General features: G+C 41.9%; 32 protein-coding genes. All 32 read left to right on the top strand.

Going from position 1 to position 21,025, the window contains the following annotated elements:
* Positions 1–19: 19 nt before the first annotated feature.
* The 32 genes from HT680_RS06650 (at position 20) to rpsE (ending at position 21,025) form a co-directional block, all read left to right on the top strand.
* Positions 20–1,270 (top strand): folylpolyglutamate synthase/dihydrofolate synthase family protein, encoded by a 1,251-nt coding sequence (locus HT680_RS06650; protein ID WP_173259139.1) that lies wholly within the window; start codon positions 20–22, stop codon positions 1,268–1,270.
* A 90-nt stretch (positions 1,271–1,360) separates the two neighbouring features.
* Positions 1,361–1,816: an SP_0198 family lipoprotein gene (locus HT680_RS06645; protein ID WP_173259136.1), complete on the top strand. Its 456-nt coding sequence runs from the start codon at positions 1,361–1,363 to the stop codon at positions 1,814–1,816.
* A 183-nt stretch (positions 1,817–1,999) separates the two neighbouring features.
* Positions 2,000–3,151: an iron-containing alcohol dehydrogenase gene (locus tag HT680_RS06640; RefSeq protein ID WP_173259134.1), complete on the top strand. Its 1,152-nt coding sequence runs from the start codon at positions 2,000–2,002 to the stop codon at positions 3,149–3,151.
* A 192-nt stretch (positions 3,152–3,343) separates the two neighbouring features.
* Positions 3,344–4,876, top strand: coding sequence for a cardiolipin synthase (gene cls / locus HT680_RS06635; protein WP_173259132.1), 1,533 nt, complete (start codon positions 3,344–3,346; stop codon positions 4,874–4,876).
* A gap of 74 nt (positions 4,877–4,950) precedes the next feature.
* Positions 4,951–5,094, top strand: a complete 144-nt coding sequence (locus tag HT680_RS06630) for a hypothetical protein (RefSeq protein ID WP_000934190.1) — start codon at positions 4,951–4,953, stop codon at positions 5,092–5,094.
* A gap of 36 nt (positions 5,095–5,130) precedes the next feature.
* Positions 5,131–6,687 (top strand): damage-inducible protein CinA, encoded by a 1,557-nt coding sequence (locus HT680_RS06625; RefSeq protein ID WP_173259130.1) that lies wholly within the window; start codon positions 5,131–5,133, stop codon positions 6,685–6,687.
* Between the two features lie 116 nt (positions 6,688–6,803).
* Positions 6,804–9,011 carry an anaerobic ribonucleoside-triphosphate reductase gene (gene nrdD / locus HT680_RS06620; protein WP_173259128.1) on the top strand — a complete coding sequence of 736 codons (2,208 nt, stop codon included), beginning with the start codon at positions 6,804–6,806 and terminating at the stop codon, positions 9,009–9,011.
* Between the two features lie 11 nt (positions 9,012–9,022).
* Positions 9,023–9,163 carry a hypothetical protein gene (locus HT680_RS06615; protein WP_000521625.1) on the top strand — a complete coding sequence of 47 codons (141 nt, stop codon included), beginning with the start codon at positions 9,023–9,025 and terminating at the stop codon, positions 9,161–9,163.
* A 44-nt stretch (positions 9,164–9,207) separates the two neighbouring features.
* Positions 9,208–9,708 carry a GNAT family N-acetyltransferase gene (locus HT680_RS06610; RefSeq protein WP_000423389.1) on the top strand — a complete coding sequence of 167 codons (501 nt, stop codon included), beginning with the start codon at positions 9,208–9,210 and terminating at the stop codon, positions 9,706–9,708.
* Positions 9,709–9,717: 9 nt separating this feature from the next.
* Positions 9,718–10,218 carry a GNAT family N-acetyltransferase gene (locus tag HT680_RS06605; protein ID WP_000423436.1) on the top strand — a complete coding sequence of 167 codons (501 nt, stop codon included), beginning with the start codon at positions 9,718–9,720 and terminating at the stop codon, positions 10,216–10,218.
* 5 nt (positions 10,219–10,223) lie between these two features.
* Positions 10,224–10,820 carry an anaerobic ribonucleoside-triphosphate reductase activating protein gene (nrdG, locus tag HT680_RS06600; protein WP_000220159.1) on the top strand — a complete coding sequence of 199 codons (597 nt, stop codon included), beginning with the start codon at positions 10,224–10,226 and terminating at the stop codon, positions 10,818–10,820.
* A complete protein-coding gene (locus HT680_RS06595) occupies positions 10,817–11,482 on the top strand; it encodes a phosphoribulokinase (RefSeq protein WP_000725969.1) in 666 nt (221 codons plus the stop codon). The genes nrdG and HT680_RS06595 overlap by 4 nt, the downstream gene beginning before the upstream one ends.
* A 215-nt stretch (positions 11,483–11,697) precedes the next feature.
* On the top strand, positions 11,698–12,006 hold the full coding sequence (gene rpsJ, locus HT680_RS06590; RefSeq protein WP_001284513.1) for a 30S ribosomal protein S10: 309 nt from the start codon (positions 11,698–11,700) through the stop codon (positions 12,004–12,006).
* Positions 12,007–12,088: 82 nt separating this feature from the next.
* Positions 12,089–12,715 carry a 50S ribosomal protein L3 gene (rplC, locus tag HT680_RS06585; RefSeq protein ID WP_000160197.1) on the top strand — a complete coding sequence of 209 codons (627 nt, stop codon included), beginning with the start codon at positions 12,089–12,091 and terminating at the stop codon, positions 12,713–12,715.
* Positions 12,716–12,739: 24 nt separating this feature from the next.
* Positions 12,740–13,363, top strand: coding sequence for a 50S ribosomal protein L4 (gene rplD, locus HT680_RS06580; protein ID WP_000024537.1), 624 nt, complete (start codon positions 12,740–12,742; stop codon positions 13,361–13,363).
* Entirely contained in the window at positions 13,363–13,659 is a 297-nt protein-coding gene (locus HT680_RS06575; RefSeq protein WP_173259125.1) for a 50S ribosomal protein L23, read from the top strand. Before rplD ends, HT680_RS06575 begins: the two co-directional genes overlap by 1 nt.
* Positions 13,660–13,676: 17 nt before the next feature.
* A complete protein-coding gene (gene rplB / locus HT680_RS06570) occupies positions 13,677–14,510 on the top strand; it encodes a 50S ribosomal protein L2 (RefSeq protein ID WP_000512910.1) in 834 nt (277 codons plus the stop codon).
* Between the two features lie 102 nt (positions 14,511–14,612).
* Positions 14,613–14,894 carry a 30S ribosomal protein S19 gene (rpsS, locus tag HT680_RS06565; RefSeq protein WP_000533766.1) on the top strand — a complete coding sequence of 94 codons (282 nt, stop codon included), beginning with the start codon at positions 14,613–14,615 and terminating at the stop codon, positions 14,892–14,894.
* Between the two features lie 11 nt (positions 14,895–14,905).
* A complete protein-coding gene (gene rplV, locus HT680_RS06560) occupies positions 14,906–15,250 on the top strand; it encodes a 50S ribosomal protein L22 (protein WP_000818137.1) in 345 nt (114 codons plus the stop codon).
* 12 nt (positions 15,251–15,262) lie between these two features.
* Positions 15,263–15,916 carry a 30S ribosomal protein S3 gene (rpsC, locus tag HT680_RS06555; protein WP_000529936.1) on the top strand — a complete coding sequence of 218 codons (654 nt, stop codon included), beginning with the start codon at positions 15,263–15,265 and terminating at the stop codon, positions 15,914–15,916.
* 3 nt (positions 15,917–15,919) lie between these two features.
* On the top strand, positions 15,920–16,333 hold the full coding sequence (rplP, locus tag HT680_RS06550) for a 50S ribosomal protein L16 (RefSeq protein ID WP_000960948.1): 414 nt from the start codon (positions 15,920–15,922) through the stop codon (positions 16,331–16,333).
* Positions 16,334–16,342: 9 nt separating this feature from the next.
* The gene (gene rpmC / locus HT680_RS06545) at positions 16,343–16,549 is read left to right on the top strand and encodes a 50S ribosomal protein L29 (protein ID WP_000772918.1); all 207 of its coding nucleotides are present in this window, start codon (positions 16,343–16,345) and stop codon (positions 16,547–16,549) included.
* 24 nt (positions 16,550–16,573) lie between these two features.
* Positions 16,574–16,834: a 30S ribosomal protein S17 gene (rpsQ, locus tag HT680_RS06540; RefSeq protein WP_000440801.1), complete on the top strand. Its 261-nt coding sequence runs from the start codon at positions 16,574–16,576 to the stop codon at positions 16,832–16,834.
* Positions 16,835–16,859: 25 nt separating this feature from the next.
* On the top strand, positions 16,860–17,228 hold the full coding sequence (rplN, locus tag HT680_RS06535; RefSeq protein ID WP_000616548.1) for a 50S ribosomal protein L14: 369 nt from the start codon (positions 16,860–16,862) through the stop codon (positions 17,226–17,228).
* A gap of 182 nt (positions 17,229–17,410) precedes the next feature.
* Positions 17,411–17,716: a 50S ribosomal protein L24 gene (gene rplX, locus HT680_RS06530; RefSeq protein ID WP_000497691.1), complete on the top strand. Its 306-nt coding sequence runs from the start codon at positions 17,411–17,413 to the stop codon at positions 17,714–17,716.
* Positions 17,717–17,739: 23 nt separating this feature from the next.
* Positions 17,740–18,282: a 50S ribosomal protein L5 gene (gene rplE, locus HT680_RS06525; protein WP_000013542.1), complete on the top strand. Its 543-nt coding sequence runs from the start codon at positions 17,740–17,742 to the stop codon at positions 18,280–18,282.
* A 17-nt stretch (positions 18,283–18,299) separates the two neighbouring features.
* Complete coding sequence (locus tag HT680_RS06520) at positions 18,300–18,485, top strand: type Z 30S ribosomal protein S14 (protein ID WP_001085697.1); 186 nt, start codon at positions 18,300–18,302, stop codon at positions 18,483–18,485.
* A 212-nt stretch (positions 18,486–18,697) separates the two neighbouring features.
* Positions 18,698–19,096 carry a 30S ribosomal protein S8 gene (gene rpsH, locus HT680_RS06515; RefSeq protein ID WP_000245504.1) on the top strand — a complete coding sequence of 133 codons (399 nt, stop codon included), beginning with the start codon at positions 18,698–18,700 and terminating at the stop codon, positions 19,094–19,096.
* 198 nt (positions 19,097–19,294) lie between these two features.
* Positions 19,295–19,474, top strand: coding sequence for a hypothetical protein (locus HT680_RS06510; protein ID WP_000648250.1), 180 nt, complete (start codon positions 19,295–19,297; stop codon positions 19,472–19,474).
* A 62-nt stretch (positions 19,475–19,536) separates the two neighbouring features.
* Positions 19,537–20,073, top strand: a complete 537-nt coding sequence (gene rplF / locus HT680_RS06505; RefSeq protein WP_173259123.1) for a 50S ribosomal protein L6 — start codon at positions 19,537–19,539, stop codon at positions 20,071–20,073.
* 83 nt (positions 20,074–20,156) lie between these two features.
* Positions 20,157–20,513, top strand: a complete 357-nt coding sequence (rplR, locus tag HT680_RS06500; RefSeq protein ID WP_000624044.1) for a 50S ribosomal protein L18 — start codon at positions 20,157–20,159, stop codon at positions 20,511–20,513.
* A gap of 17 nt (positions 20,514–20,530) precedes the next feature.
* Positions 20,531–21,025 (top strand): 30S ribosomal protein S5, encoded by a 495-nt coding sequence (rpsE, locus tag HT680_RS06495; RefSeq protein WP_000874204.1) that lies wholly within the window; start codon positions 20,531–20,533, stop codon positions 21,023–21,025.

Below are 21,025 nucleotides of genomic sequence, written 5' to 3'. Positions count from 1 at the left end.
TTTTGTTAAGGAGATATGCATGTTTGAAGTAGAAGAATGGCTCCATAGTCGGATTGGTTTAAACTTTAGATCTGGACTTGGACGAATGCAGCAAGCGGTGGATTTGCTGGGGAATCCTGAGAAGACTTATCCTATTATCCACGTAACAGGGACTAACGGTAAGGGGTCAACTATTGCCTTTATGAGGGAGTTGTTTGTTGCTCATGGTAAAAAAGTTGGTACTTTTACCTCTCCTCATATCATCAGTATCCATGATCGAATCTGTATCAATGGGCAAGCAATAGCTGATGCAGATTTTATCCGTTTGGCAGAACAAGTTAAGGAGATGGAAAAAACTCTTTTGGAAACTCATGACCAGTTGTCCTTTTTTGAGTTGCTGACCTTGATTGCTTTCCTCTATTTTAGGGAACAAGAAGTGGATTTGGTTTTGCTAGAAGTGGGGATTGGTGGTCTACTTGACACCACTAATGTCGTAACAGGAGAGATTGCAGTTATAACTTCGATTGGGTTAGATCATCAGGAGACCTTGGGCGATAGTTTGGAAGAAATAGCAGAGCAGAAAGCTGGTATCTTCAAGGTTGGAAAGAAGGCGGTCATTGCCAAGCTTGCTCCAGAAGCGGAGTTTGTTTGTCAAAAAAGAGCGAGAGAGTTAGATGTAGACCTTTATCAAGCTGGGCAAGACTTCACCTTGAATGCAGGAGATTTTTCAAGTAGCCTAGCAAGTTTTTCACAGCTTGAAATTGGTTTGGAAGGTGCTTATCAGCAAGAAAATGCCGCCTTGGCTTTACAAACCTTTCTTCTATTTATGGCGTCAAGAGGTGAAGGTGTCGAAGAAGAACTTGTCAGACAGGCCTTCAAAGAAACTCGCTGGGCAGGTCGATTGGAACGGATTCGTCCGCATATCTACCTAGACGGGGCTCACAATCTTCCAGCCTTAATTCGTCTGGTCGAGTTTATTCAAGGGAAAATCCAGCAAGGCTATCAAGTTCACATTCTTTTTGGAGCACTTAAACGCAAGGATTATCAGGGGATGCTAGGCTATCTATCTGAGCAGTTGCCTCAGGTGGAACTTAAGGTAACGGGCTTTGACTACCAAGGTTCTTTGGATGAGAAGGATGTGGCGGGTTACGATTTGATTCCTTCCTATGGCGATTTTATCAGCGAATTTGAAGAAAAGGCCAATAACCAGAACTTGCTTTTCGTGACGGGATCCCTCTACTTTATCTCGGAAGTACGAGCGAGTTTGGTTGGAAGCGATGGGATTAGTTGACCGTCTAGGTTTAAGTTGCTATACTGGAGGTAGGAGGTATTTCTGGAAACGATTCCAGCAAAATATTGGCACAAAAGAAAGGAAATCGCTATGAAAACGAAAACATTCACACTTTCTATTGCTTCCCTAGCAATTCTTAGTCTTTTAGCAGCTTGTGGATCTAAGACACAAGCACCTACCCAGCAATCTGCTCAACAACCATCTACTCAACAAGAGTCATCTTCTAGTTCTGCTACAAGTGCCAGCCAACCACAGGCGTCCTCAAGTCAGGACACTACTGTAGCTCAACCTACGAACATCGATGGTACCTATACTGGAAAAGATGAGAATGACCAGATCACTCTAGTTGTAACAGGTAAAACTGGTACATGGACTGAGGTCGAACCAGATGGAGATAAGGAAATCAAGCAAGTCACCTTTGAGCCAGAAAATCAACGTGTCATTATCGGAGATGATGTTAAAATTTACGCGGTTAATGGTAATCAAATGATTATCGATGACATGGACCGAGAGACATCTGACCGAGTAGTCTTAACGAAGCAATAATGATTAAGTAAAAGTTCCAATGAGATGAAAGATATCTTTTTGGAGCTTTTTTCTTGAAAAAATGGCTGGCGGTTCTTTACTAACTTTTTACTTAAAACGCTTACAAATATTTGTAAAACTTCTTATAAGGTCGTATACTTATAGTGAATAATCAATAGCGCAGAGGCGCAGGAGGAAAAGCATATGGCTACATTTTACGTTCCATCAGTTAACCTTATCGGTAAAGGTGTTGTAAATGAAGTAGGTCCGTATATCAAGGAACTGGGGTATAAGAAGGCCCTTTTGGTGACAGACAAGTTCATCGAAGGAAGTGATATTTTACCTAAGGTCCTAAAACCATTAGATGCTGAAGGGATCGAATATGTGATCTTTAGCGATGTGGAGCCAAATCCGACTTGCAAGAACGTCACAGACGGAGTGGCTGCCCTGAAAGAGCATGGATGTGACTTTATCATCAGTCTTGGGGGTGGGTCTCCTCAGGATGCGGCTAGTTGTATCTCTATCATTGCGACAAATGGTGGCAAACCACAGGACTACGAAGGACTTCACAAGTCTGCTGAAAAAGGCTTACCAGTGGTTGCGATCAATACAACAGCTGGAACTTCAGCAGAAATCACCATTAACTATGTCATTACTGACGAAGAACGCAAGGTCAAGATGGTAATGGTAGATAAGAATAGCCTTGCCCTTATCTCTGTCAATGATCCAGAACTCATGCTTTCAAAACCGAAAGGATTGACAGCAGCGACAGGCATGGATGCTCTTACTCACGCTGTCGAGGCCTTAGTAACACTAGGTGCTTATAATGTGACTAAGAAACTCTCTATCGGAGCCATTGAACTCATCAAGGAGTATCTTCCTCGTGCTGTGGCTAACGGACAAGATATTGAAGCGCGTGAGGCGATGGTCAATGCCATCTTCCTCGGTGGCATGAGCTTTAACAATGCTGGTTTGGGCTATGTTCATTCCATGGCTCACCAACTCGGTGCGGTATATAACTTGCCGCATGGTGTCTGCTGTGCCATGCTTCTCCCAGTTGTAGAACGTGAAAATGCCAAACGTGTACCAGAAGCTTTCCGCAATGTAGCCAAGGCCTTGGGACTTCATGTTGAAGGGAAAACAGACCAAGAATGTGCTACCTATGCTATTGCTGAAATTGAGAAACTGTCTGAAACAGTAGGTATTCCGAAGAAACTCACTGAACTCGGTATCCAAGAAAAAGACTTTGACTTTGACTATCTTTCTAAGAATGCCTTGATTGATGCCTGTGCACCTGGAAATCCATTTATGCCAACTTTAGAAGAAACCATTGCTCTCTACAAAGAACTCTTCTAATTCGTAAAGTGAAAAGAAGCTAAATAATGCTGGAAAGAACTATCATTTTGGTAGTTCTTTTTAAGTCCCTTAATATCCTAGTTAAAAATATAAAAAGGTAAACGGTTGCCATCTACCCCTGAACTGAGGTATACTAGTAGAAATATTAGTTTAGCAAGCAATTAGGGAGATGTTAGAAAAGGAAGGGGATGTATGACAGCTAGAAAAATGCAGCTACTCATGTCCAAGTATGGTTTTAGTATTACCATTATGTTGGCAGAGTTGTTTATCGTCTTTGGTTTATTTCTCTATCTAGGACAGATGGCTCCGATTCTCTGGATTATCCTTGTCATTTTAGTGAGCTTAGCGACCATTGTATCAATTGTCAATCGGTCCATGAATCCTGAAAGCAAGGTGACATGGCTGTTAGTAGCCTTTGTGCCAGTATTTGGTCCCTTGCTCTATATCATGTTTGGAGAACGCCGTTTATCTAAAAAAGAAATGAAACAGCTAAAGCAACTCCAATCAATGGTTGACCGAGAGGACAATAGCAGAGCCCTCCGTTTGGAGTTAAAGGAAGAGGATAAGTCGGCTTACGGTGTCATCAAATCCCTCCTCAGCATGGATACGAATGCAGATGTCTATAATCGAACGGATACCCATTTTTTCCCTTCAGGGGAAAGCATGTGGCGCCAGATGCTAGAGGATCTCAAAAAAGCCGAGAAATTTATCTTTCTCGAATACTATATCATCGAAGAAGGTTTGATGTGGAATAGTATTTTGAAAATTTTGGAAGAAAAGGCAGCTCAAGGAGTAGAAGTCAAACTCCTCTATGATGATATTGGTTGTATGGCAACCTTGCCTGGAGATTACACCATCCAGCTTCGTAGCCGAGGGATTGAAGCTCACAAATTTAACAAGGTGATTCCACGTTTGACTGTTGCTTATAACAACCGTGATCACCGTAAAATCATGATTATCGATGGGCAGATCGCCTATACAGGTGGTGTTAATCTGGCAGATGAGTATATCAACCATATCGAACGCTTTGGCTATTGGAAGGATAGCGGTATTCGTCTGGATGGACCAGCAGTCAAGGCTTTTACTAGACTCTTTTTATCAACTTGGTATATCAATCGTGGGGAAATTAGCGATTTTGACCAATACCATCTCGAAAATCAACCTAGAGATGGGATGGGGCTTTGTATTCCTTACAGTAGTGGGCCAAAGCCTATCTACCGAGCCCAAGTTGGAAAAACGGTCTATCAAAACCTTATCAATCAAGCTACAGACTATGTCTATATCACGACCCCTTATCTGATTACCGACTATGATCTAACTGAAAGTATCAAAAATGCAGCTCTGAGAGGGGTAGATGTGCGAATTGTGACGCCATATATCCCAGATAAGGAGATTATCCAATTGGTTACTCGGGGAGCCTATCCAGACTTGCTATCTGCAGGTGTTCGCATTTACGAGTACAGTCCAGGATTTCTTCATAGCAAGCAAATGCTTGTCGATGGAGAGGTGGCTACTGTGGGAACCATCAATTTTGACTATCGGAGCTTGCTCCACCACTATGAAAATGGCGTTTTGCTTTATAAAACGCAGTCTATCATCGATATTGAGAGGGACTTCAAAGAGATTTTTAAAGTTTCTCAAGAAATCTATCCTCACACCATCAAAACAAGCTGGTATCAAAGCCTGATCAAGGAAATTGTTCAGTTGTTTGCGCCCATGCTCTAACTATTCACCAAGATCTAGCCCAAGGCTGGATCTTATTTTTGTCTTTTTGCGAATAGATAAGCAGGAGGATGAAAATGCTAAATCAAAAAGAATATGATTTTATCCTAGAGTTCCAAACAAGCAGTTTACACCGTTTTCGAGAGATTGAACGCTATGCTGAGCTAGATAAGAAGTTAAGGAAATATCAATCCTTAGCTGACATTCCTGTAAGATTTTGATATACTAAAACAGATAAACTTACTAGGAGAAATTGAATGAACGTATACGAGGAAAAAGACGAACAGCTAGAAGAATTTCGATACCAGTATCGGGAACGACTGGATCAAGAGTCTGAATTTGGACTGGAGCGAGGTAAGAAGAAACGAACTCCGCTTCCATTTTTTAGTATGGTGATTTGGAGTCTAGTTGCTACAGCTGTTTCTGTCATGTTGCCTCTGATCTTTGGTTTGGTGAGTCCTCAACAGATGCAAGATCTTTATACTGGTTGGGCACTACATCAGAGTGGGCAGATTTACACGGATTATTATGGCTCAAATGGACTGCTTTATTACGTACTAATCTATCTCTCTCAAGGGAGTATTCTTTTTGCTTTGGTGGAGTGGTTGGCCTTGTTCGGAGCTGGTGTTTTTCTATTTAAATCCGCAGATACCTTGACCGGTCAGGGAGAGCAGGCTAGACAGCTTTTGTTGGTTTTCTATTTGCTTGTAGGCAGTCTGGGATTTGGTGGTAGCTATGCAGTGGCTGTGGCCTTGCCTTTTCTATTTTATAGTTTTAGCCTAGTGGCTGACTATCTGGATGATCCAAGTAATGATAAAGGTTTCTTGCGAGTTGGGATGAGTTTAGCATTAGCTTTCTTCCTATCACCTATTCCCACAGCCTTGTTTGCAACCACACTTGCCTTGAGTTTGTTTGGATTTAATATTGCCAAGCGTAAATTTGCTCATGGTTTGTATCAATTTTTCGCATCAGCTCTAGGATTTTCTATCCTTTTTTATCCAATTGGCTATTATACAGTCTTAACAGGAACTTTTGGTGATGCGATTAGCCATACTTTGTATCCAATAGATACGCTTAATCTATTTTCAAATGCCAATCTTATGGAGAATGCTGCTTTCTATGGTTTGCTATCCATCGGTATTGGGATTCTGACATTGATCTTTTCAGGATTGTTTCAATCTAAACCAGCCAAACAATCTGCTGTCTCAATAGGCGCTATTTTAGGTTTACTGGTAACTCTTGCTTTATTAATTCTTTCAAAGGAACCTTTGCATGGCTCACGTTTGGCAGCAATTTTGCCCTTTCTGACATTGTTATTGTTAACCAACATCAAAGAAGGAAGCCCTGATCGTATCAGTCGTAGTAGACGAAGAGTTCGCTCTTCATCACTCTTTGGTCGCTACCTCAAGGGAAATTTCTATCTACCATTAGTTGCGATAGTCTATTTACTTTTCCTACCTGTTTTGAGTCGCTATATTTCGCATCCAAGTACTTATCAGGAACGCGAGCAGCTTGCTAGCTTGGTCAAACAGCAAACGAGTTCTGAGGATCGTGTCTATGCTTGGGATAATCGGCCAGATTTCTACCGCGCAAGTGAACGCTTGGCGCCAAGCTCTCTAGTAACACCAACACTCTATACTGCAAGCGACGAGAATAAAACGAAACTAGTCAATGACTTGAAAGAAAATCAACCGAAGATGATTTTGGTCAACCAAAAGGTTGCCTTGTGGTCGGATGTAGAGAGCCTACTTAGCGAAAAATACGAGCTTGTTCAGACGGATAGTAAGGAATTCAGGCTTTATAAATCTAAATAACAAATCAATATCTTGTGTATTTTTAAAAATTTTATAATTTTTAACACAAGATATTGATTTTTCTTTTTAGAGTGGTATAATATCACTTAAGAAGAAAAATAGAAAAGAGCCTGGATATGATTGTATTAGAAGAAAACCTTGCAACCGTTCCCACTTTGTTCGTTGAAAAACGAGATGGTAGACGTGTAGTGTTTGATATAGACAAGATTGACAAAGCTCTCCACAAGGCGGCTGACAAAGTCATGGATGTGACACCCTTGGTCGAAAAACGTCTAAATGGGCTGCTTGAGCGTATTGTTGCGGAAATTCACAGTCGTTTCCCTCAAGGTGTCAAGATTTACGAGATTCAAAATATCGTAGAACATGAACTCCTTGAAGCCAAAGAATATGCGCTAGCTGAGGAGTATATCACTTATCGGACACAAAGGGATTTTGAGCGCTCAAAAGCGACAGATATCAACTTTAGCATTCATAAACTTCTCAATAAAGATCAGGCAGTTGTCAATGAAAATGCCAATAAAGACAGTGATGTCTTTAATACCCAGCGTGATTTGACGGCAGGGATTGTGGGGAAATCAATCGGACTGCAAATGCTTCCTAAGCACGTAGCCAATGCTCACCAAAAAGGGGATATCCACTATCATGACTTGGATTACAGCCCCTACACTCCGATGACCAACTGCTGTTTGATTGATTTTAAAGGCATGCTGGAAAATGGTTTTAAGATTGGAAATGCGGAGGTAGAGAGTCCCAAGTCTATCCAGACTGCGACAGCTCAAATTTCACAAATCATCGCCAACGTTGCTTCTAGCCAGTACGGGGGTTGCTCAGCTGACCGTATCGATGAAGTCTTGGCTCCGTATGCGGAGAAGAATTACCAAAAACATCTCAAGGATGCAGAAGAGTGGGTCTTGCCTGAGAAACGGGAAGATTACGCATGGAAGAAAACGCAGAAAGATATCTACGATGCCATGCAATCTCTCGAGTATGAAATCAACACTCTCTTCACTTCAAATGGACAAACACCTTTTACTTCGCTAGGTTTCGGTCTAGGAACCAATCGTTTTGAGCGTGAAATTCAAAAAGCTATCTTGACCATTCGTATCAAGGGTCTTGGTTCAGAACACCGTACAGCTATCTTCCCTAAACTCATCTTTACGCTGAAAAGAGGACTCAACTTAGAGGAAGGTTCACCTAACTACGACATCAAACAGTTGGCCCTCGAGTGTGCAACCAAGCGGATGTACCCAGATGTCTTGTCCTATGATAAGATTATCGAACTGACTGGTTCTTTCAAGGTTCCTATGGGATGCCGTTCTTTCCTTCAAGGATGGAAGGATGAAAATGGTGTCGAGGTCAATTCAGGTCGGATGAATCTAGGTGTTGTGACGGTCAATCTGCCTCGCATTGCCCTCGAGTCTGAAGGAGATCTGAATAAGTTTTGGGAAATCTTCAATGAGCGGATGAATATCGCGGAAGATGCCTTGGTTTACCGTGTGGAAAGAACTAAGGAAGCAACACCAGCGAATGCCCCTATCCTCTATCAGTACGGAGCCTTCGGTCGCCGTCTCGGAAAAGAAGAAAGTGTTGACCAACTCTTTAAGAATCGCCGTGCGACAGTTTCGCTGGGCTACATCGGTTTGTACGAGGTAGCGACAGTCTTCTTTGGAAACAGCTGGGAAAGCAATCCTGAAGCCAAGGAATTCACATTGGATATCATTCGCGATATGAAACGTCGTGTGGAAGAGTGGTCTGACCAATATGGTTACCATTTCTCTATCTACTCTACACCGTCTGAAAGTCTGACAGACCGCTTCTGTCGCTTGGATACAGAGAAGTTCGGCTCTATTCCGGACATCACGGACAAGGAATACTACACCAACTCTTTCCACTACGATGTTCGTAAAAATCCAACACCGTTTGAAAAATTAGACTTTGAGAAAGTTTACCCAGAAGCAGGTGCGTCAGGTGGTTTCATTCATTATTGTGAGTATCCAGTTCTTCAACAAAATCCTAAAGCCTTGGAAGCTGTTTGGGACTATGCCTATGACCGTGTCGGCTATCTAGGGACCAATACTCCGATTGATCGTTGCTACAAGTGTGACTTTGAGGGGGATTTTGAACCAACTGAGCGAGGATTTGCTTGTCCCAACTGTGGCAATAGCGACCCTAAAACAGTAGATGTGGTCAAACGTACGTGTGGTTATCTGGGAAATCCTCAAGCGCGTCCGATGGTTAACGGACGCCACAAGGAAATCGCTGCGCGTGTCAAACACATGAACGGTTCAACCATTAAAACAGCCGGACATGAAGTAACAAATTAGAAGGAAGTGGAATGGGGAAATACCAATTAGACGATAAGGGACGCGCACAAGTGACCCGTTATCACGAGAAACACTCGAAAGGTGGAACAGGTAAAAAAGAACGCTTGCTCAACCTCAGAGAACAGTTTTTAAACAAGAACAAGAAAAAATAAAAGTGAGAGTCCGCTCTCGCTTTTCTCTTAGGTGGGAGGGGAATATGGAACTACGCAGACCGATATTGGCAGATAAAGAAGCGATTTTAGAGATGGTGGCAGAGTTTGAACAGACTCAATCAGCCCACGATGGTGGGTTTTGGAACGCCAACAATTTTGTTTATGAAGAGTGGCTAGAAGAAAATCTTCAAGCGGAAGCGGGACTCAATATTCCTGAAAACTGGGTTCCTGCTATCCAGCTGGTTAGTTTTGACGTAGCAGGCCAGGCTCTTGGCTTTCTCAACCTTCGTCTCCGATTAAATGACTACTTACTAGAAAATGGGGGCCATATTGGCTACTCCATTCGTCCATCTGAAAGAGGTAAGGGTTATGCGAAAGAATCCCTCCGACAAGGTCTACAAGTTGCTAAGGGAAAGAATATTAAACGAGCTTTAGTGACTTGTAGCACAGAAAATCCAGCAAGCCGAGCTGTTATCTTAGCTAATGGAGGGGAGTTGGAGGATGTTCGAAACGGAACGGAGCGTTACTGGATTGATATAGATTGAGGAGAGTTTATGGAATTACGACGACCAACTTTGGAAGATAAAGACGCGATTTTAGAGATGATTGCGGAGTTTGAACAAGTACAGTCACCTCATGATGGTGGTTTCTGGGATACAGAGAACTTTGTGTATGAAGAGTGGTTGGAAATAAATATGCAAAAAGAGATGGGAATAAACTTGCCTGAAAATCGTGTTCCTTCTATTCAATTTGTATCATTTGATGATGTAGGTCGTGCTCTAGGATTTTTGAATCTGCGATTGAGACTGAATGAGGGTTTACTGAATTATGCTGGCCATATCGGCTATTCCATCCGCCCCTCTGAAAGAGGTAAAGGTTATGCCAAAGAAGCCCTCAGACAAGGTCTGCAAGTTGCCAAGGAAAAGAACATCAAAAAAGCACTTGTGACCTGTAGTGTGGGAAACTCTGTTAGTAGAGCGGTGATTGTATCAAATGGCGGGGTGTTTGAAGATGTTCGCAATGGCGTAGAACGTTACTGGATAGACTTGGAGTAGACAGCATGACATGGAATACACCAAAACCAGGTGAATGGAAAAGTGAGGAACTTAGTAAAGGACGGATCATTGATTATAAGGCCTTTAACTTTGTCGATGGAGAAGGTGTGCGCAACTCTCTCTATGTATCAGGTTGCATGTTTCACTGCGAGGGGTGCTATAATGTTGCGACTTGGTCATTCAACGCAGGCATTCCCTATACAGCAGAATTAGAAGAACAGATCATGGAAGATCTCGCCCAACCTTATGTTCAAGGATTGACCTTGCTGGGAGGAGAACCTTTTCTTAATACAGGCATTCTCTTACCACTCGTTAAACGCATTCGAAAGGAATTGCCAGACAAAGACATCTGGTCCTGGACGGGCTACACTTGGGAAGAAATGATGCTGGAGACTCCAGATAAACTGGAACTCTTATCATTGATTGACATCCTTGTCGATGGACGGTATGATAAAAGCAAGCGCAATCTCATGCTCCAGTTTCGAGGTTCGTCCAATCAACGAATTATCGATGTGCAAAAATCCCTCAAAAGTGGGCAAGTAGTGATTTGGGACAAGCTTAATGACGGAAAAGAAAGCTATGAGCAGGTGAAGAGAGAATGAAGAAAAAAGACCTGATAGAACAACTGGTTTCAGAGATCGAAACGGGAAGAATTAGGACGCTAGGGATCTGCGGTCATGGGGCTTCAGGTAAATCAACCTTTGCACAGGAATTGTACCAAGCTTTAGATTCTACTACAGTAAATTTACTAGAAACAGATCCCTATATCACTTCAGAACGTCACCTGGTAGTACCAAAGCAAGCACCAAATCAAAAGGTGACAGCTTGTCTGCCAGTGGCACATGAACTGGCAAGTTTACAGAGAGATATTCTCGCCTTAAAGGCTGGCATGGACATCTTGACGATTGATGAACCTTGGAAGCCAAGCGAAGTCTTAACTGGCTCAAAACCAATTCTGATTGTTGAAGGGATGTCTGTGGGCTTTCTACCCAAGGAACTCTTTGATAAAACCATCTGTTTTTACACGGATGAAGAAACAGAATTAAAGAGGCGTCTAGCTAGAGATACGACTATGAGAAATCGCGATGCTTCCTTTATATTGGCTAGCCATCAGATGAGACGGGAGCAATATCTGCGATACTATAGAGAAACCGAGTCTAAAGCGGACATTTTAGTAGATCAATCAGAAGATACATTCAAGGTCAAAATGACACACGAAAAGACGGTTTTTTATAGATATAAATCCGTAATTTTGGAAAGATGAAAAAGGAAAACAGTTTCATCCTAAAAAAACGAAAAAAAGCTCACAAATCCCTTGCAATCGCAGGGGCTTTGTGTTATTCTATTATGGTGCTGTAAATTACAGCCTTAGCTTTGATGCAAGAGGTTGCGACACGCTCGGTTGCATTGCCACGCAACGCGCGTCGGTTTTCTTGTGGAGCTAGCCTATTATCTTAAATAGACGAAAAGGAGAAAAAGATGGCAAACAAAAAAATCCGTATCCGTTTGAAAGCTTACGAACACCGTACGCTTGACACAGCGGCTGCAAAAATCGTAGAATCAGCTACTCGTACAGGTGCACAAGTTGCGGGTCCAATCCCACTTCCAACTGAGCGTAGCCTCTACACAATCATTCGTGCGACTCACAAATACAAAGACTCTCGCGAACAATTTGAAATGCGTACACACAAACGTTTGATCGATATCGTTAACCCAACTCAAAAAACAGTTGATGCTTTGATGAAATTGGATCTTCCAAGTGGTGTAAACGTAGAAATCAAGCTTTAATCCAAAGTTTGAAACCTTGAGCATAAAAAACGCTCGTTAAAAACTTTTTGAATAAAAAATATAGAAAAGGAACTATTTTCTCATGACAAAAGGAATCTTAGGGAAAAAAGTGGGAATGACTCAAATCTTCACTGAAGCTGGCGAATTGATCCCTGTAACAGTTATTGAAGCAACTCCAAACGTTGTTCTTCAAGTTAAAACTGTTGAAACAGACGGATACAACGCTATCCAAGTTGGTTTCGATGACAAACGCGAAGTATTGAGCAACAAACCTGCTAAAGGACATGTAGCGAAAGCTAACACGGCTCCTAAGCGCTTCATTCGTGAATTCAAAAACGTTGAAGGCTTGGAAGTTGGTGCTGAAATCACAGTTGAAACATTCGCAGCTGGAGACGTTGTTGACGTAACTGGTACTTCTAAAGGTAAAGGTTTCCAAGGTGTTATTAAACGTCACGGACAATCACGTGGACCAATGGCTCACGGTTCTCGTTACCACCGTCGTCCAGGTTCTATGGGACCTGTTGCACCTAACCGCGTATTCAAAGGTAAAAACCTTGCAGGACGTATGGGTGGCGACCGCGTAACAATTCAAAACCTTGAAGTTGTACAAGTTGTTCCAGAAAAGAACGTTATCCTTATCAAAGGTAACGTACCAGGTGCTAAGAAATCTCTTATCACTATCAAATCAGCAGTTAAAGCTGGTAAATAATAAAGAAAGGGGAAATCAGTCACAATGGCAAACGTAACATTATTTGACCAAACTGGTAAAGAAGCTGGCCAAGTTGTTCTTAACGATGCAGTATTTGGTATCGAACCAAATGAATCAGTTGTGTTTGATGTGATCATCAGCCAACGCGCAAGCCTTCGTCAAGGAACACACGCTGTTAAAAACCGCTCTGCAGTATCAGGTGGTGGACGCAAACCATGGCGTCAAAAAGGAACTGGACGTGCTCGTCAAGGTTCTATCCGCTCACCACAATGGCGTGGTGGTGGTGTTGTCTTCGGACCAACTCCACGTTCATATGGCTACAAACTTCCACAAAAAGTTCGTCGCCTAGCTCTTAAATCAGTTTACTCTGAAAAAGTTGCTGAAAACAAATTCGTAGCTGTAGACGCTCTTTCATTTACAGCTCCAAAAACTGCTGAATTTGCAAAAGTTCTTGCAGCATTGAGCATCGATTCAAAAGTTCTTGTTATCCTTGAAGAAGGAAATGAATTCGCAGCTCTTTCAGCTCGTAACCTTCCAAATGTGAAAGTTGCAACTGCTACAACTGCAAGTGTTCTTGACATCGCAAATAGCGACAAACTTCTTGTCACACAAGCAGCTATCTCTAAAATCGAGGAGGTTCTTGCATAATGAATTTGTATGATGTTATCAAAAAACCTGTCATCACTGAAAGCTCAATGGCTCAACTTGGAGCAGGAAAATATGTATTTGAAGTTGACACTCGTGCACACAAACTTTTGATCAAGCAAGCTGTTGAAGCTGCTTTCGAAGGTGTTAAAGTTGCCAACGTTAACACAATCAACGTAAAACCTAAAGCAAAACGTGTTGGACGTTACACTGGTTTTACTAACAAAACTAAAAAAGCTATCATCACACTTACAGCTGATTCAAAAGCAATCGAGTTGTTTGCTGCTGAAGCTGAATAATCTAAGGAGGAAATATCGTGGGAATTCGTGTTTATAAACCAACAACAAACGGTCGCCGTAATATGACTTCTTTGGATTTCGCTGAAATCACAACAAGCACTCCTGAAAAATCATTGCTTGTTGCTTTGAAGAGCAAGGCTGGTCGTAACAACAACGGTCGTATCACAGTTCGTCACCAAGGTGGTGGACACAAACGTTTCTACCGTTTGGTTGACTTCAAACGTAACAAAGACAACGTTGAAGCTGTTGTTAAAACAATCGAGTACGATCCAAACCGTTCTGCAAACATCGCTCTTGTACACTACACTGACGGTGTGAAAGCATACATCATCGCTCCAAAAGGTCTTGAAGTTGGTCAACGTATCGTTTCAGGTCCAGAAGCAGATATCAAAGTCGGAAACGCACTTCCACTTGCTAACATCCCAGTTGGTACTTTGATCCACAACATCGAGTTGAAACCAGGTCGTGGTGGAGAATTGGTACGTGCTGCTGGAGCTTCTGCTCAAGTATTGGGTCAAGAAGGTAAATACGTTCTTGTTCGTCTTCAATCTGGCGAAGTACGTATGATTCTTGGAACTTGTCGTGCAACAGTTGGTGTTGTCGGAAACGAGCAACATGGACTTGTGAACCTTGGTAAAGCAGGACGTAGCCGTTGGAAAGGTATCCGCCCAACAGTTCGTGGTTCTGTAATGAACCCTAACGATCACCCACACGGTGGTGGTGAAGGTAAAGCACCAGTTGGTCGTAAAGCGCCATCTACTCCATGGGGCAAACCTGCTCTTGGTCTTAAAACTCGTAACAAGAAAGCGAAATCTGACAAACTTATCGTTCGTCGTCGCAACGAGAAATAATTTAAAACTAGTCGCATAAGCGCTAGATAATCCGCCAGCTCGGTAGCGCTCCATGTGAGCGCAAGCCGCTGTGGTACAACATTTAAAGGAGAAAATATAAAAATGGGACGCAGTCTTAAAAAAGGACCTTTCGTCGATGAGCATTTGATGAAAAAAGTTGAAGCTCAAGCTAACGACGAAAAGAAAAAAGTTATCAAAACTTGGTCACGTCGTTCAACGATCTTCCCAAGTTTCATTGGTTACACTATCGCAGTTTATGACGGACGTAAACACGTACCTGTTTACATCCAAGAAGACATGGTAGGTCACAAACTTGGTGAATTTGCACCAACTCGTACTTACAAAGGTCACGCTGCAGACGACAAGAAAACACGTAGAAAATAAGGAGAACATAAATGGCAGAAATTACTTCAGCTAAAGCAATGGCTCGTACAGTACGTGTTTCACCTCGTAAATCACGTCTTGTTCTTGACAACATCCGTGGTAAAAGCGTAGCCGATGCTATTGCAATCTTGACATTCACACCAAACAAAGCTGCTGAAATCATCTTGAAAGTTTTGAACTCAGCTGTAGCTAACGCTGAAAACAACTTTGGTTTGGACAAAGCTAACTTGGTAGTATCTGAAGCATTCGCAAACGAAGGACCAACTATGAAACGTTTCCGTCCACGTGCGAAAGGTTCAGCTTCACCAATCAACAAACGTACAGCTCACATCACTGTAGCTGTTGCAGAAAAATAAGGAGGTAACATCGTGGGTCAAAAAGTACATCCAATTGGTATGCGTGTCGGCATCATCCGTGATTGGGATGCCAAATGGTATGCTGAAAAAGAATACGCGGATTACCTTCATGAAGATCTTGCAATCCGTAAATTCGTTCAAAAAGAACTTGCTGACGCAGCAGTTTCAACTATCGAAATTGAACGCGCAGTAAACAAAGTTAACGTTTCACTTCACACTGCTAAACCAGGTATGGTTATCGGTAAAGGTGGCGCTAACGTTGATGCACTCCGTGCAAAACTTAACAAATTGACTGGAAAACAAGTACACATCAACATCATCGAAATCAAACAACCTGATTTGGATGCTCACCTTGTAGGTGAAGGAATTGCTCGTCAATTGGAGCAACGTGTCGCTTTCCGTCGTGCACAAAAACAAGCAATCCAACGTGCAATGCGTGCTGGAGCTAAAGGAATCAAAACTCAAGTATCAGGTCGTTTGAACGGTGCAGATATCGCCCGTGCTGAAGGATACTCTGAAGGAACTGTTCCACTTCACACACTTCGTGCAGATATCGATTACGCTTGGGAAGAAGCAGATACTACATACGGTAAACTTGGTGTTAAAGTATGGATCTACCGTGGTGAAGTTCTTCCAGCTCGTAAAAACACTAAAGGAGGTAAATAACCAATGTTAGTACCTAAACGTGTTAAACACCGTCGTGAATTCCGTGGAAAAATGCGCGGTGAAGCAAAAGGTGGAAAAGAAGTAGCATTCGGTGAATACGGTCTTCAAGCTACAACTAGCCACTGGATCACTAACCGCCAAATCGAAGCTGCTCGTATCGCCATGACTCGTTACATGAAACGTGGTGGTAAAGTTTGGATTAAAATCTTCCCACACAAATCATACACTGCTAAAGCTATCGGTGTGCGTATGGGATCTGGTAAAGGGGCACCTGAAGGTTGGGTAGCACCAGTTAAACGTGGTAAAGTGATGTTTGAAGTTGCTGGTGTATCTGAAGAGATCGCTCGCGAAGCGCTTCGTCTTGCTAGCCACAAATTGCCAGTTAAATGTAAATTCGTAAAACGTGAAGCAGAATAAGGAGAAGGCATGAAACTTAATGAAGTAAAAGAATTTGTTAAAGAACTTCGTGGTCTTTCTCAAGAAGAACTCGCGAAGCGCGAAAACGAATTGAAAAAAGAATTGTTTGAACTTCGTTTCCAAGCTGCTACTGGTCAATTGGAACAAACAGCTCGCTTGAAAGAAGTTAAAAAACAAATCGCTCGTATCAAAACAGTTCAATCTGAAGCGAAATAATAGACTAGGGAAGGAGAAATTTCAATGGAACGCAATAATCGTAAAGTTCTTGTTGGACGTGTTGTATCTGACAAAATGGACAAGACAATCACAGTTGTAGTTGAAACAAAACGTAACCACCCAGTCTATGGTAAACGTATTAACTACTCTAAAAAATACAAAGCACATGATGAAAACAATGTTGCCAAAGAAGGCGATATCGTACGTATCATGGAAACTCGCCCGCTTTCAGCTACAAAACGTTTCCGTCTTGTAGAAGTTGTTGAAGAAGCGGTCATCATCTAATCAAGCCTGAAAGGAGAAAACTGAAATGATTCAAACAGAAACTCGTTTGAAAGTCGCAGACAACAGCGGTGCACGCGAAATCTTGACTATCAAAGTTCTTGGTGGTTCTAAACGTAAATTTGCGAACATCGGTGATGTCATTGTGGCATCTGTAAAACAAGCTACTCCTGGTGGTGCGGTTAAAAAAGGTGACGTTGTAAAAGCTGTTATCGTTCGTACTAAATCAGGTGCTCGTCGTGCTGATGGTTCATACATCAAATTTGACGAAAACGCAGCAGTTATCATCCGTGAAGACAAAACTCCTCGCGGAACACGTATCTTTGGCCCAGTTGCACGTGAATTGCGTGAAGGTGGCTTCATGAAGATCGTGTCACTTGCTCCAGAAGTACTTTAATTGGTTGCTCAAAGAAAATTAAAACAAGTCTAGGAAGTAAGACGAAAGCATAACTTAAGTTAGCTGAGTTGAAACTGACGAAGGATTGCTTTGATTTTCGCAGAGCAAAAACAAACAAACTAGTCCCCTAGCTTCAAGCTAGGGTGCCCTTATGGGCGTAAGAAAAATCAAGGAGAAACCTAATGTTTGTAAAAAAAGGCGACAAAGTTCGCGTAATCGCTGGTAAAGATAAGGGAACAGAAGCTGTTGTCCTTACTGCCCTTCCAAAAGTAAACAAAGTTATCGTTGAAGGTGTTAACATCGTTAAGAAACACCAACGTCCAACTAACGAGCTTCCTCAAGGTGGTATCATCGAGAAAGAAGCAGCTATCCACGTATCAAACGTTCAAGTTTTGGACAAAAATGGTGTTGCTGGTCGTGTTGGTTACAAATTTGTAGACGGTAAAAAAGTTCGCTACAACAAAAAATCAGGCGAAGTGCTTGATTAATCACGAAGGAAAGGAGAAGTATAATGGCAAATCGTTTAAAAGAAAAATATCTTAATGAAGTAGTTCCTGCTTTGACAGAACAATTCAACTACTCATCAGTGATGGCTGTGCCTAAAGTAGATAAGATCGTTTTGAACATGGGTGTTGGTGAAGCTGTATCAAACGCTAAAAGCCTCGAAAAAGCTGCTGAAGAATTGGCACTTATCTCAGGTCAAAAACCACTTATCACTAAAGCTAAAAAATCAATCGCCGGCTTCCGTCTTCGTGAAGGTGTAGCGATTGGTGCAAAAGTTACCCTTCGTGGTGAACGTATGTACGAATTCTTGGACAAATTGGTTTCAGTTTCACTTCCACGTGTACGTGACTTCCACGGTGTTCCAACAAAATCATTTGATGGACGCGGAAACTACACACTTGGTGTGAAAGAACAATTGATCTTCCCAGAAATCAACTTTGATGACGTTGACAAAACTCGTGGTCTTGACATCGTTATCGTAACAACTGCTAACACTGACGAAGAGTCACGTGCATTGCTTACAGGCCTTGGAATGCCTTTTGCAAAATAATATAGGAGGTAAATCTAATGGCTAAAAAATCAATGATTGCTAAGAACAAACGTCCAGCGAAGTTCTCTACTCAAGCTTATACTCGTTGTGAAAAATGTGGTCGTCCACATTCAGTTTACCGCAAATTTAAACTTTGCCGTGTTTGCTTCCGTGAATTAGCTTACAAAGGACAAATTCCTGGTGTAACAAAAGCATCTTGGTAATATCATGATACAAAGAGCGTAACAACCACAGCAAAAATAGGAAATTTGGTGTAGGAGCGATGCTCCAAAACAAATTTATCTTTTTTGCACAGGTTGTAGCTCGTGTTCAAATAAGAGTTCTCTCATTTGAATGTGTCAATACTATCTGAGCCCAGCTCAATCATTAACTAGCAAGTGCGACTTGCAAACTACTAGTAAGAGGAGAATAAAAAATGGTTATGACTGACCCAATCGCAGACTTCCTAACTCGTATTCGTAACGCTAACCAAGCAAAACACGAAGTACTTGAAGTGCCTGCATCAAACATCAAAAAAGGGATTGCTGAAATCCTTAAACGCGAAGGTTTTGTAAAAAACGTTGAAATCATCGAAGATGACAAACAAGGCATCATCCGTGTATTCCTTAAATATGGACCAAACGGTGAAAAAGTTATCACTAACTTGAAACGTGTTTCTAAACCAGGACTTCGTGTCTACAAAAAACGTGAAGATCTTCCAAAAGTTCTTAACGGACTTGGAATTGCTATCCTTTCAACATCTGAAGGTTTGCTTACTGATAAAGAAGCACGCCAAAAGAATGTTGGTGGAGAAGTTATCGCTTACGTTTGGTAATTGATGATGTGAGAGCGTTAAAAGAATGCAGTGAAAATAGGAAGTTTGTAGCAGGAGCGATGCTCCAAGACAAACTTATCTTTTTCACCAAATTCTTAGCTCGAACTCAAATCAAGATACAAAGCTCGTTAGAGTGTGTTCAATTTAGCTGATTTACTGATCAGCTAAATAGAGAGTAAATTAGTTTAGGAGAAAAAGATGAAAGCTACTGAATTGAATGAAAAACTTATTGTTGCAGAAGACGCTTTGGCTGAATTGTCAAAAGATGACCTTGTATCTCTTTTATGTGAAATTGGTTATAGTCCTGCGGCTATTGATGTATTGACAGAATATCAGGAGTTTGTCAAAGCTTTTCGAAAGAAACTAGGTTTGCTCTAATCCGAATGCCCCCCGTGAAAACTGGCTGTAATGGCCTGACAATTTAACAGGAGAAAATAAACATGTCACGTATTGGTAATAAAGTTATCGTGTTGCCTGCTGGTGTTGAACTCACTAACAATGACAACGTAGTAACTGTAAAAGGACCTAAGGGAGAGCTTACTCGTGAGTTCTCAAAAGATATTGAAATCCGTGTGGAAGGTACTGAAGTAACTCTTCACCGTCCAAACGATTCAAAAGAAATGAAAACTATCCACGGAACTACTCGTGCCCTTTTGAACAACATGGTAATTGGTGTATCAGAAGGATTCAAGAAAGAACTTGAAATGCGTGGGGTTGGTTACCGTGCACAACTTCAAGGATCAAAACTTGTTTTGGCTGTTGGTAAATCTCATCCAGATGAAGTTGAAGCTCCAGAAGGAATTACTTTTGAACTTCCAAACCCAACGACAATCGTTATCAGCGGAATTTCAAAAGAAGTGGTTGGTCAAACAGCTGCTTACGTACGTAGCCTTCGTTCACCAGAACCTTACAAAGGTAAAGGTATTCGTTACGTTGGAGAGTACGTTCGTCTTAAAGAAGGTAAAACAGGTAAATAATGTTGAGTGGTTGATTTTCAACCACCAACCTATTTTCCAACTTTGTGCATAGCACGCGATTTAAAACTAAAGAGGTGAAAACTGTGATTTCTAAACCAGATAAAAACAAACTCCGTCAAAAACGCCACCGTCGCGTTCGCGGAAAACTCTCTGGAACTGCTGATCGCCCACGTTTGAACGTATTCCGTTCTAATACAGGCATCTACGCTCAAGTGATTGATGACGTAGCGGGTGTAACGCTCGCAAGTGCTTCAACTCTTGACAAAGAAGTTTCAAAAGGAACTAAAACTGAACAAGCCGTTGCTGTCGGTAAACTCGTTGCAGAACGTGCAAACGCTAAAGGTATTTCAGAAGTGGTGTTCGACCGCGGTGGATATCTATATCACGGACGTGTGAAAGCTTTGGCTGATGCAGCTCGTGAAAACGGATTGAAATTCTAATAGGAGGACACTAGAAAATGGCATTTAAAGACAATGCAGTTGAATTAGAAGAACGCGTAGTTGCTGTCAACCGTGTTACAAAAGTTGTTAAAGGTGGACGTCGTCTTCGTTTCGCAGCTCTTGTTGTTGTTGGTGACCACAATGGTCGCGTAGGATTTGGTACTGGTAAAGCTCAAGAAGTTCCAGAAGCAATCCGTAAAGCAGTAGAAGATGCTAAGAAAAACTTGATTGAAGTTCCTATGGTTGGAACAACAATTCCTCACGAAGTTCTTTCAGAATTCGGTGGAGCTAAAGTATTGTTGAAACCTGCTGTAGAAGGTTCTGGAGTTGCCGCTGGTGGTGCAGTTCGTGCCGTTGTGGAATTGGCAGGTGTGGCAGATATTACATCTAAATCACTTGGCTCTAACACTCCAATCAACATTGTTCGCGCAACTGTTGAAGGTTTGAAACAATTGAAACGCGCTGAAGAAGTTGCTGCCCTTCGTGGTATTTCAGTTTCTGATTTGGCATAA

The sequence above is a fragment of the Streptococcus sp. 5905 genome, assembly GCF_013276505.1.
Lineage (GTDB): Bacteria > Bacillota > Bacilli > Lactobacillales > Streptococcaceae > Streptococcus.
The sequence above is the reverse complement of the archived record's forward strand: the minus strand, read 5'-3'. Positions and strand labels throughout refer to the sequence as shown.

What these genes read in the sequence shown, in the direction of transcription:
- HT680_RS06650 (WP_173259139.1), top strand. Translation starts at nt 20, where the DNA reads ATGTTTGAAGTAGAAGAATGGCTCCATAGTCGGATTGGTTTAAACTTT.
- HT680_RS06645 (WP_173259136.1), top strand. Translation starts at nt 1,361, where the DNA reads ATGAAAACGAAAACATTCACACTTTCTATTGCTTCCCTAGCAATTCTT.
- HT680_RS06640 (WP_173259134.1), top strand. Translation starts at nt 2,000, where the DNA reads ATGGCTACATTTTACGTTCCATCAGTTAACCTTATCGGTAAAGGTGTT.
- cls (WP_173259132.1), top strand. Translation starts at nt 3,344, where the DNA reads ATGACAGCTAGAAAAATGCAGCTACTCATGTCCAAGTATGGTTTTAGT.
- HT680_RS06630 (WP_000934190.1), top strand. Translation starts at nt 4,951, where the DNA reads ATGCTAAATCAAAAAGAATATGATTTTATCCTAGAGTTCCAAACAAGC.
- HT680_RS06625 (WP_173259130.1), top strand. Translation starts at nt 5,131, where the DNA reads ATGAACGTATACGAGGAAAAAGACGAACAGCTAGAAGAATTTCGATAC.
- nrdD (WP_173259128.1), top strand. Translation starts at nt 6,804, where the DNA reads ATGATTGTATTAGAAGAAAACCTTGCAACCGTTCCCACTTTGTTCGTT.
- HT680_RS06615 (WP_000521625.1), top strand. Translation starts at nt 9,023, where the DNA reads ATGGGGAAATACCAATTAGACGATAAGGGACGCGCACAAGTGACCCGT.
- HT680_RS06610 (WP_000423389.1), top strand. Translation starts at nt 9,208, where the DNA reads ATGGAACTACGCAGACCGATATTGGCAGATAAAGAAGCGATTTTAGAG.
- HT680_RS06605 (WP_000423436.1), top strand. Translation starts at nt 9,718, where the DNA reads ATGGAATTACGACGACCAACTTTGGAAGATAAAGACGCGATTTTAGAG.
- nrdG (WP_000220159.1), top strand. Translation starts at nt 10,224, where the DNA reads ATGACATGGAATACACCAAAACCAGGTGAATGGAAAAGTGAGGAACTT.
- HT680_RS06595 (WP_000725969.1), top strand. Translation starts at nt 10,817, where the DNA reads ATGAAGAAAAAAGACCTGATAGAACAACTGGTTTCAGAGATCGAAACG.
- rpsJ (WP_001284513.1), top strand. Translation starts at nt 11,698, where the DNA reads ATGGCAAACAAAAAAATCCGTATCCGTTTGAAAGCTTACGAACACCGT.
- rplC (WP_000160197.1), top strand. Translation starts at nt 12,089, where the DNA reads ATGACAAAAGGAATCTTAGGGAAAAAAGTGGGAATGACTCAAATCTTC.
- rplD (WP_000024537.1), top strand. Translation starts at nt 12,740, where the DNA reads ATGGCAAACGTAACATTATTTGACCAAACTGGTAAAGAAGCTGGCCAA.
- HT680_RS06575 (WP_173259125.1), top strand. Translation starts at nt 13,363, where the DNA reads ATGAATTTGTATGATGTTATCAAAAAACCTGTCATCACTGAAAGCTCA.
- rpsS (WP_000533766.1), top strand. Translation starts at nt 14,613, where the DNA reads ATGGGACGCAGTCTTAAAAAAGGACCTTTCGTCGATGAGCATTTGATG.
- rplV (WP_000818137.1), top strand. Translation starts at nt 14,906, where the DNA reads ATGGCAGAAATTACTTCAGCTAAAGCAATGGCTCGTACAGTACGTGTT.
- rplP (WP_000960948.1), top strand. Translation starts at nt 15,920, where the DNA reads ATGTTAGTACCTAAACGTGTTAAACACCGTCGTGAATTCCGTGGAAAA.
- rpmC (WP_000772918.1), top strand. Translation starts at nt 16,343, where the DNA reads ATGAAACTTAATGAAGTAAAAGAATTTGTTAAAGAACTTCGTGGTCTT.
- rpsQ (WP_000440801.1), top strand. Translation starts at nt 16,574, where the DNA reads ATGGAACGCAATAATCGTAAAGTTCTTGTTGGACGTGTTGTATCTGAC.
- rplN (WP_000616548.1), top strand. Translation starts at nt 16,860, where the DNA reads ATGATTCAAACAGAAACTCGTTTGAAAGTCGCAGACAACAGCGGTGCA.
- rplX (WP_000497691.1), top strand. Translation starts at nt 17,411, where the DNA reads ATGTTTGTAAAAAAAGGCGACAAAGTTCGCGTAATCGCTGGTAAAGAT.
- rplE (WP_000013542.1), top strand. Translation starts at nt 17,740, where the DNA reads ATGGCAAATCGTTTAAAAGAAAAATATCTTAATGAAGTAGTTCCTGCT.
- HT680_RS06520 (WP_001085697.1), top strand. Translation starts at nt 18,300, where the DNA reads ATGGCTAAAAAATCAATGATTGCTAAGAACAAACGTCCAGCGAAGTTC.
- rpsH (WP_000245504.1), top strand. Translation starts at nt 18,698, where the DNA reads ATGGTTATGACTGACCCAATCGCAGACTTCCTAACTCGTATTCGTAAC.
- HT680_RS06510 (WP_000648250.1), top strand. Translation starts at nt 19,295, where the DNA reads ATGAAAGCTACTGAATTGAATGAAAAACTTATTGTTGCAGAAGACGCT.
- rplF (WP_173259123.1), top strand. Translation starts at nt 19,537, where the DNA reads ATGTCACGTATTGGTAATAAAGTTATCGTGTTGCCTGCTGGTGTTGAA.
- rpsE (WP_000874204.1), top strand. Translation starts at nt 20,531, where the DNA reads ATGGCATTTAAAGACAATGCAGTTGAATTAGAAGAACGCGTAGTTGCT.